The sequence below is a fragment of the Pseudomonas sp. PS01299 genome (genome assembly GCF_029960145.1).
GTDB lineage: Bacteria > Pseudomonadota > Gammaproteobacteria > Pseudomonadales > Pseudomonadaceae > Aquipseudomonas > Aquipseudomonas putida_A.
The window spans coordinates 24,698-32,777 of the sequence record NZ_JASCPO010000052.1; the positions used below are offsets into that span (position 1 = coordinate 24,698).

Annotated in this window: 7 protein-coding genes; 2 read left to right on the forward strand and 5 right to left on the reverse strand. The window is 61.0% G+C overall.

Annotated elements, in window-relative coordinates; translation table 11 throughout:
- Window positions 1-23 precede the first annotated feature (23 nt).
- A complete protein-coding gene (locus QMX91_RS12060; protein WP_027610641.1) occupies window positions 24-971 on the reverse strand; it encodes a choline ABC transporter substrate-binding protein in 948 nt (315 codons plus the stop codon).
- Between the two features lie 436 nt (window positions 972-1,407).
- Here QMX91_RS12060 and QMX91_RS12065 point away from each other — a divergent pair, with 436 nt between their 5' ends.
- Both QMX91_RS12065 and QMX91_RS12070 read left to right on the forward strand, forming a co-directional pair.
- Window positions 1,408-2,784 carry an L-serine ammonia-lyase gene (locus tag QMX91_RS12065; RefSeq protein ID WP_007962642.1) on the forward strand — a complete coding sequence of 459 codons (1,377 nt, stop codon included), beginning with the start codon at window positions 1,408-1,410 and terminating at the stop codon, window positions 2,782-2,784.
- A 550-nt stretch (window positions 2,785-3,334) separates the two neighbouring features.
- Window positions 3,335-4,438, forward strand: a complete 1,104-nt coding sequence (locus QMX91_RS12070) for a GlxA family transcriptional regulator (RefSeq protein WP_007949927.1) — start codon at window positions 3,335-3,337, stop codon at window positions 4,436-4,438.
- Between the two features lie 153 nt (window positions 4,439-4,591).
- Here the strand turns inward: QMX91_RS12070 and QMX91_RS12075 are convergent, their stop codons facing one another.
- From QMX91_RS12075 to QMX91_RS12090, 4 genes are all read right to left on the reverse strand, one after another.
- Complete coding sequence (locus tag QMX91_RS12075; protein ID WP_103304375.1) at window positions 4,592-4,855, reverse strand: hypothetical protein; 264 nt, start codon at window positions 4,853-4,855, stop codon at window positions 4,592-4,594.
- 370 nt (window positions 4,856-5,225) lie between these two features.
- A complete protein-coding gene (locus tag QMX91_RS12080) occupies window positions 5,226-6,389 on the reverse strand; it encodes a gamma-butyrobetaine dioxygenase (protein WP_134787516.1) in 1,164 nt (387 codons plus the stop codon).
- Between the two features lie 23 nt (window positions 6,390-6,412).
- Window positions 6,413-6,889, reverse strand: a complete 477-nt coding sequence (locus QMX91_RS12085) for a thioesterase family protein (protein ID WP_135296731.1) — start codon at window positions 6,887-6,889, stop codon at window positions 6,413-6,415.
- 127 nt (window positions 6,890-7,016) lie between these two features.
- Entirely contained in the window at window positions 7,017-7,982 is a 966-nt protein-coding gene (locus QMX91_RS12090; RefSeq protein ID WP_225136604.1) for an L-carnitine dehydrogenase, read from the reverse strand.
- Between the last annotated feature and the right edge of the window lie 98 nt (window positions 7,983-8,080).

Here is an 8,080-nt window from a genome sequence, read left to right on the forward strand (position 1 = left end):
CGAACTCGCCCGGCGTAAGGCAATTACTGTGCGAGCTTGGCTTTCACGGCCTCCAGGCCTGGTTTACCGTCAATGGTGGTCACGCCAGCGAGCCAGGTATCGAGCACCTGAGGGTTCTTTTTCAGCCAGGCCTTGGCGGCCGCTTCAGGCTTCATCTTGTCGTCGAGGATGTTGCCCATCAGGGTACTTTCCATGTCGACAGTGAACTCCAGGTTCTTCAGCAACTGACCGACGTTGCTGCATTCGGTGGTGTAGCCCTTGCGGGTGTTGGTCGCCACAGTGGCAGCACCGAAATCGGGGCCGAAGAAGTCATCGCCGCCGGTCAGGTATTGAATCTTGAAGCGCTTGTTCATCGGGTGCGGCGCCCAGCCGAGGAAGACCACGGCGGTGTCGCGTTTCTGCGCGCGGTCGACCTGCGAGAGCATGCCCGCTTCGGACGATTCGACGACCTTGAAGCCGGCGGTTTTCAAACCGAAAGCGTCCTTGTCGATCATGCTCTGGATCAGGCGGTTGCCGTCGTTGCCAGGCTCGATGCCGTAAATCTTGCCATCGAGCTCTTTCTTGAATTTGGCGATGTCGGCGAAGTCATGCAGGCCCTTGTCGTACAGGGCTTGCGGTACGGCGAGGGTGTACTTGGCACCCTTGAGGTTGGTGCGCACCACTTCGACGGTGCCGGCATCGCGGTAGGCCTTGATGTCGTTTTCCATGGTCGGCATCCAGTTACCGAGGAACACATCCATGTTCTTGCCGTCGGCCAGCGACTTGTAGGTCACGGGCACGGAGATCATGGTGGTCTTGGTCTTGTAGCCGAGGGCGTCGAGCACCACCGAAGTGGTGGCGGTGGTGGCGGTGATGTCGGTCCAGCCGACATCGGAGAAATTTACGGTACTGCACTGCGCCGGTTCTGCAGCTTGCGCCAGTAACGGCAGACTCAGCATGGCGGCCAACAACAACGACGGGGAACCTTTCATGGATGGACTCCTTGGTGTTTTTTTTGGCAGTGTTCCGACTGTGGACCACCGCACTTATAGGTTGCGGTTGGATGGCGTTCTGGAGACAGCTCTACCACGCCGCCTTGCAATCGAGTCATAACGATCATGTACCAGTGAAAATCTGACGCCTACAGGGTGGGTCGTATCCAGTACAGGGATGGTCGCATCCAGTGTCAGTGACGTCGTTTACAGCTTTTTTCCGCCCCGTTTGGCCATCTGAACCGCATAAAAACGGCGAAAACACGGGAGGAAACCGGCACGGCGCTGGTGGGCATGAGTGCGTCGGTGTCAGACGCCGAGCGACCTGACAAAAGCCTGATGATGCGGGCATTCCGGCGGATCGCAGCTTGAGCGTAGCAGCTCCGCCAGCGGGCGCTTAACGCCCGGGAACGGCATCCTCAGGAGCTCTGCAGCAATGGCTATCAGCGTTTTCGACCTGTTCAAAATCGGCATCGGCCCGTCCAGTTCCCACACCGTCGGCCCGATGCGCGCCGCCGCCCTGTTTGTCGAAGCGCTGCGCGACCGGCACCTGCTGGAGCAGGTACGGCGTATAGAAGTGCAACTGTTCGGCTCGCTGTCGGCTACCGGCATCGGTCACGGCAGCGACAACGCGGTGATCATGGGCCTGATGGGCGAGTGGCCGGACGCAATCGACCCGTCGCAGATCGGCCCGCGCATTCAGGCGCTGCGCGAAACTCACACGCTGTTATTGGATGGTCGTCTGTCGGTGCCGTTTGTCTGGGCTCGCGACATGCGCCTGATCGACGAGAACCTGCCGTTCCATCCCAACGCCATGACCCTGGTTGCCGAAGGCGATCATGGGGAGATTCATCGCGACACTTACTATTCGGTCGGTGGCGGTTTTGTCGTGGATCAGGCGCAGGCATCCAGCGGTGTGGTCGATCTGGATCGCACCGAATTGCCTTATGACTTTTCCAGCGCAGTAGAACTGCTGCAGCTGTGCCAAAAGAACAACCTGCGCGTCGCCGAGCTGATGATGGCCAACGAAAAGGTCTGGCGCAGCGAAGAAGAAATCCGTGCCGGGTTGATGAAGCTGTGGCGGGCGATGCAGGATTGCGTCGAGCAGGGCCTCAAGCACGAAGGCATCCTTCCCGGCGGTCTCAATGTGCGTCGCCGTGCAGCCAAGTTGCATCGCAGCCTGCAGGAGTTGAACAAGCCCAACGTGATCGGCTCGACCCTCAGTGCCATGGAGTGGGTCAACCTGTTTGCCCTCGCGGTCAATGAAGAAAACGCGGCGGGTGGGCGCATGGTCACGGCGCCGACCAATGGCGCGGCGGGGATCATTCCGGCAGTGTTGCACTACTTTATGAAGTTCAGCGAAGCGGTCACCGACGCCAACGTGGTCGACTACTTCCTGGGCGCGGCGGCGGTGGGGATTCTGTGCAAGAAGAACGCCTCGATCTCCGGTGCCGAAGTCGGCTGCCAGGGCGAGGTCGGCTCGGCCTGCGCGATGGCGGCGGCGGGGCTGGCGGAGATCCTCGGTGCCACTCCGGAGCAACTGTGCAACGCGGCGGAAATCGGCCTGGAACACAACCTTGGCCTGACCTGCGATCCGGTCGGCGGCCTGGTGCAGGTGCCGTGCATCGAGCGCAACGCAATTGCCGCTGTGAAGGCGATCAACGCGGCGCAGATGGCCCTGCGTGGTGATGGTCAGCACTTCATCTCGCTGGACCGGGTGATCCGCACCATGCGCGATACCGGCGCAGATATGCATGACAAATACAAAGAGACCTCGCGGGGTGGTTTGGCCGTTAGCGCCGTTGAGTGCTGAGTCAGCAAGACCGAGTTGAATTCTTCGCGAGCAAGCTCGCTCCCACATTGGAACCGGGTGTTCACAAATTCTGTGTTCACTGTAGATCCATTGTGGGAGCGGGCTTGCTCGCGAAGAGGCCAGACCAGTCAAAACTGCTCGCTAACGGAACACACATAACCGCAGGCGCCACCTTTTAGCGCGTCGCAATCAGATAAGAGCTTTTCCCACTCGCAGTGCGCCATTCGCACCCGCTACCGTCCGTCACCCGTGCTTGCGGTGACACTCTGAAACAACTGCGCGCAAGCCCGTTCCCACAAGTGCTACCGATCTGCTCACAGGCAGCGGGGCAGGGCTCTCGGCGCCGCTGATGGCACTTCGAAACACCGTGTGTCCGACGTCTTGAATAGACACGTCGCGACGTCGTTTTCAGGAGTTATTGAACAGCCATTCAATTTTAGGCATGGCAATTGCTCTGTCATAACAAAGCCCGTCTCCCACGCGAGAACGCCGGCAATAACAAGAGCCTCCGCCTGAGGCCATCACCCGCTTTGTGTGAGGAGATACCGCGATGACGTCGTTCAACTCCGGGGCCCAACCCCAGAACCGTGCGCCTCAATCCATCGGCTTTCTGCTGCTGGACAATTTCACGCTGATTTCTCTGGCCTCCGCAGTCGAGCCCCTGCGCATGGCCAACCAATTGTCCGGTCGTGAGCTGTATCGCTGGAGCACCCTGACCGTCGATGGCGGCCAGGTGTGGGCCAGTGACGGTCTGCAAATCACCCCCGATGCCTCCATGCACAAAGCCCCGCCCCTGGACACCGTGATCGTCTGCGGCGGGATCGGCATTCAACGCACCGTGACCCGTGAACACGTCTCGTGGCTGCAAAGCCAGGCCCGTCAATCGAAACGTCTCGGCGCCGTCTGCACCGGCAGTTGGGCCCTGGCCTGTGCCGGTCTGCTCGACGGTTTCGATTGCAGCGTGCACTGGGAATGTCTGGCGGCGATGCAGGAAGCTTTCCCGCGTGTGGCGATGAGCACTCGCCTGTTCACCCTCGACCGTAACCGTTTCACCAGCTCCGGCGGCACCGCGCCATTGGACATGATGCTGCACCTGATCAGCCGCGATCATGGGCGTGAGCTGTCCGCCGCGATCTCGGAAATGTTCGTCTACGAACGCATCCGAAACGAGCAGGATCACCAGCGCGTGCCGCTCAAGCACATGCTCGGCACCAACCAGCCGAAGCTGCAGGAAATCGTCGCGCTGATGGAAGCCAATCTGGAAGAGCCGATCGACCTCGACGAGCTGGCGGTGTACGTCGCCGTGTCGCGTCGACAGCTGGAGCGGCTGTTCCAGAAATACCTGCACTGCTCGCCGTCGCGCTACTACTTGAAGCTGCGCCTGATCCGCGCGCGGCAGTTGCTCAAGCAAACGCCGATGTCGATCATCGAAGTGGCGTCGGTGTGTGGGTTCGTCTCGACGCCGCACTTCTCCAAGTGCTACCGCGAATACTTCGGCATTCCGCCGCGTGACGAACGCGTAGGCTCCAACACCACCCAGCAAGTGGCGATGCTGCCGCTGCCGCAGGCGATCGTGATGTCGCCGCTATCGGGACCGATGTCGGCGTTGAGTCAGGCGCGTAATGAGTCGACGTTTGCCAGCGTAAGGCTGTAGACCGGAAAGTTTTTGTGGCGAGGGAGCTTGCTCCCGCTCGGGCGCGAAGCGCTCGTTAAACCTGCGAATGCGATTTATCTGGAATAGAGCATCTGCCGGTTTGGGGCCGCTTCGCGGCCCAGCGGGAGCAAGCTCCCTCGCCACAGTTGCTCGTCAGGCGCTGTGGGTCTGTTGGTATTGCGCCAACGCCGGCAACAACTGTTTGTCGATCGCCTGGCGCACCGCAGGCTGGATACTGGCGCCGCTGGTGTACATGTCCTTGACCATCTTGCGCAATTCAAACGCGCGAACATTGTCCAGACCACGCACCGCACACTCACAGGCCTGCTCGGCGGTCGAACCGCTCGGCACTTGAAAACCCAATGCCTTGAGCTGGCCCAACAAGTCTTCCTGATCGATCAAATCGGCATACATCATGGCGCGCTTCCTTCTTCGGCAACGGAGGTCGTGACTCGATTCTGGTGGGCATGTGGAGGCACGGCAAGGGCGATTTATCGCAGTGGCCGCGACGGCTATGAACAGGTCGTTTTCGGCTAACTCAATGCCAAGGGGAGTCGGCACACTGACCTCAGCTCGCTACACGACGGTTTGGTCACCCTCGACTGGCAGCTCCTCAACAGTACCCTCTGCCCCGATCCTGTCACGGCTTGTATCGGGGCTTTTTTTGCCTGTGAATCCGGGAGAGGGGTGTGGTTGGCGCTGACGCCTTCGCGAGCAGGCTCGCTCCCACATTTGAAATGCATTCCAGTGTGGGAGCGGGCTTGCTCGCGAAGAACGATGACGCGGTTTACCTTTGCAACACCAGAATCCGCGACAACAACTCATCCCGATCGATGTAGCAACCCTGGAAATGCCGCGCCCCGGTGGCCGGGTCAAACGCATTGCGCGCATGCAGCGTGCGGCGGTTATCGAAGCACCACAGCTCCCCCGGATTGAGTCGCTGCATCAGCCGAAATCGTGGCTCGCGGGTCATCGCAATCAAGCGCCGATAGGCCCGGTACAGCAGCGGCATCTGCTCCACCGATGTATCGAATGCACCGCGCAGAAAGTTCGCCATGCGCACCTCCGCAACCCGGCCCAGCGCATCCAGCGCAATGATCGGCGCCAGGCAGCGATAGTCGCTGTGGCGATCCTTGTTGCGGAATTCCACGGGGATTTCGCACAGCGCCTGAAACAGCTCCGGTGCTTCCTGACGCAACGCGTCGGCAATCGCAAAACCGTCGACAAAAATACTCTCGCCACCCTCGGCATCATTCACCAGGCAATGCAGAAATTGCAGACCCGGTTGCAGTTCGCGAGTCGGCAAGTCGGTGTGCAACGGCAGGTTGAAAGCGGTGTAGGCGTTGCTGTCGGCATCGGCCTTGGACTGCACGTTGAACAGCACGCCGAAGTTGCTCTCGCGGATGAACGAAATGCGCTGCGCGATCAGCTTCAGCGAACCCGGCTCGGTGGGCACGCCGCGTACTTGCGTCAGGCCGATGTCGCGCACCGCGATCAGCCATTGCAGCAGCGCGCCGTTGTCGTTCATCAGCGCTGAATATTCGAATACCGGTAGCTGCAAATCGCTGCGCCACAGGTAAGCCTTGGGTTTGGCGGCCAGACGTTCGGCGCGGGACTCGTCGTCATAGGCGTGCGCGCGCAGCCAGCCCGGATCGAAGCGACTGCGATGGCCATCCTGCCAATCGATCTGCAGACAGCCGTCGCTGTCGATGTGCGCGTTGGCGGGGACGAGATCCGGCGCAGCATCGACGATCTCGAATACCTGTTCACGGGTGACGTTGTAGACGCATTGCGGGCACGGACAGTTGTCCCGCAGCCAGGCATGGTGGAACGGGCTGACGCGGCCATCGGCCCAGGCAATCGACACGCGATCCGTCAGGTTCTGCACGCCGCTCAGCGCGCTGATCAACGGATAAGTACGGAAATCGGCAACAGCGGCAGCGGTGTGCATGGCGGCTCCTTGCGTGGGAGGGATTAACGGGCGGGTGGCAGGGCGATGACCCGACCGATGTAAGCCGGGGCGGGCAGATCGACTTGCTCGGCGGCGATGGCTTGCAGGCGGCCCAAGGTGTCCGGGGTGAACGGCGCGGAACGTGGGCCGGCGAGATCGACGTGCAACAGCATCTGCTCGTTACCGGCCAGTTCCTTGTCGTCGCCGGCCAGGTGCAGGCTGTGATAGAGGTGCAGGCGTTTGCTGTCGTGACCGATGATCTGCGTGCGCACCTCGACCTCGGCGTCGAGCTTCACTTCGTGCAGGTAATTCAGGTGCAGTTCAAGGGTAAACAGCGAGTGGCCGCTGGCTTCGCGGTTGTTGCTGTCCATGCCGAGACGGTCCATCAGCGCGTCGGTGGCGTAGCTGAAAATCAGCAGGTAGAAGGCGTCGCGCAGATGGCCGTTGTAGTCGACCCAGTCGGGGATGATGGTGGTTTGGTAGGTGGTGAGAGTGGGCATGATGTCAGATCCAACATTAATAGTGACTGGGCTGCCGTCTTCGCGAGCAAGCCCGCTCCCACATTGGAATGCGCTCACCTGTGGGAGCGGGCTTGCTCGCGAAGGGGCCGGAACTGCTGAGCAAGGATTACTCGCTGAAACTCATTCCGTGCTTCTCCTTGGTGGTCCTCACCGCCTCCAGCACCGCCAGCAGGCAATCATCACGATAGCGCTCCAGCGCGGAAATGCTGTGGCGGCCGAGCTGGTCGCTGGTGCCATCGACCACATCGTCGATCAGCTTGTCGGTCAGTTCCGGTGCCGGCAGATAGGTCCACGGCAACTGCAACGCCGGGCCGAACTGCGACATGAAGTGACGCATTCCGGCATCGCCACCGGCGAGGGTGTAGGTCAGGAAAGTGCCCATGAATGACCAGCGCAACCCGGCGCCAAAACGGATCGCGTCGTCGATCTCGCCAGTCGTCGCCACGCCGTCGTTGACCAGGTGCAGCGCCTCACGCCACAGCGCTTCGAGCAGACGGTCAGCGATGAATCCCGGTACTTCCTTGCGCACATGCAGCGGACGCATGCCGAGTGATTCGTAGACTTTCATTGCCGCTTGTATAGCTTCCGGTGCGGTGTTCTTGCCACCGACCACTTCCACCAGCGGCAACAGGTAAACCGGGTTGAACGGGTGCCCGACCACGCAGCGTTCAGGGTGGGTCGAGCTCTCGTAGAACTCGCTCGGCAACAGGCCGGAAGTGCTCGATCCAATCAACGCATTGGGCTTGGCCGCTGCGCTGATTTTGCTGTGCAGATCGAGTTTCAGCTCGAGGCGTTCCGGGGCGCTTTCCTGAATGAAATCGGCATCGCGCACGCATTCTTCGATGGTCGCGACAAAACGCAGACGATCCTGCGAAGCACCGGGCGCCAGACCGTTTTTCTCCAGCGCACCCCAGGCATTGGCCACGCGTTTGCGCAGCGCAGCTTCAGCGCCGGGCGCCGGGTCCCACGCCACCACGTCGAGTCCATGGGCGAGGGCACGCGCGACCCAGCCGCTGCCGATGACACCGCTGCCGAGGGCGGCGAAGGTTTTGATGTCGGTGATAAAGCTCATGGTGATTTCCTGAAAGAATTCGCAGAACCCTGTGGGAGCGGGCTTGCTCGCGAAGAGGCCGGTACATCCCACGCATCTTTATGGGCAGAGCCACCGCC

What these genes read in the sequence shown, in the direction of transcription:
- QMX91_RS12060 (WP_027610641.1), bottom strand. Translation starts at nt 971, where the DNA reads ATGAAAGGTTCCCCGTCGTTGTTGTTGGCCGCCATGCTGAGTCTGCCG.
- QMX91_RS12065 (WP_007962642.1), top strand. Translation starts at nt 1,408, where the DNA reads ATGGCTATCAGCGTTTTCGACCTGTTCAAAATCGGCATCGGCCCGTCC.
- QMX91_RS12070 (WP_007949927.1), top strand. Translation starts at nt 3,335, where the DNA reads ATGACGTCGTTCAACTCCGGGGCCCAACCCCAGAACCGTGCGCCTCAA.
- QMX91_RS12075 (WP_103304375.1), bottom strand. Translation starts at nt 4,855, where the DNA reads ATGATGTATGCCGATTTGATCGATCAGGAAGACTTGTTGGGCCAGCTC.
- QMX91_RS12080 (WP_134787516.1), bottom strand. Translation starts at nt 6,389, where the DNA reads ATGCACACCGCTGCCGCTGTTGCCGATTTCCGTACTTATCCGTTGATC.
- QMX91_RS12085 (WP_135296731.1), bottom strand. Translation starts at nt 6,889, where the DNA reads ATGCCCACTCTCACCACCTACCAAACCACCATCATCCCCGACTGGGTC.
- QMX91_RS12090 (WP_225136604.1), bottom strand. Translation starts at nt 7,982, where the DNA reads ATGAGCTTTATCACCGACATCAAAACCTTCGCCGCCCTCGGCAGCGGT.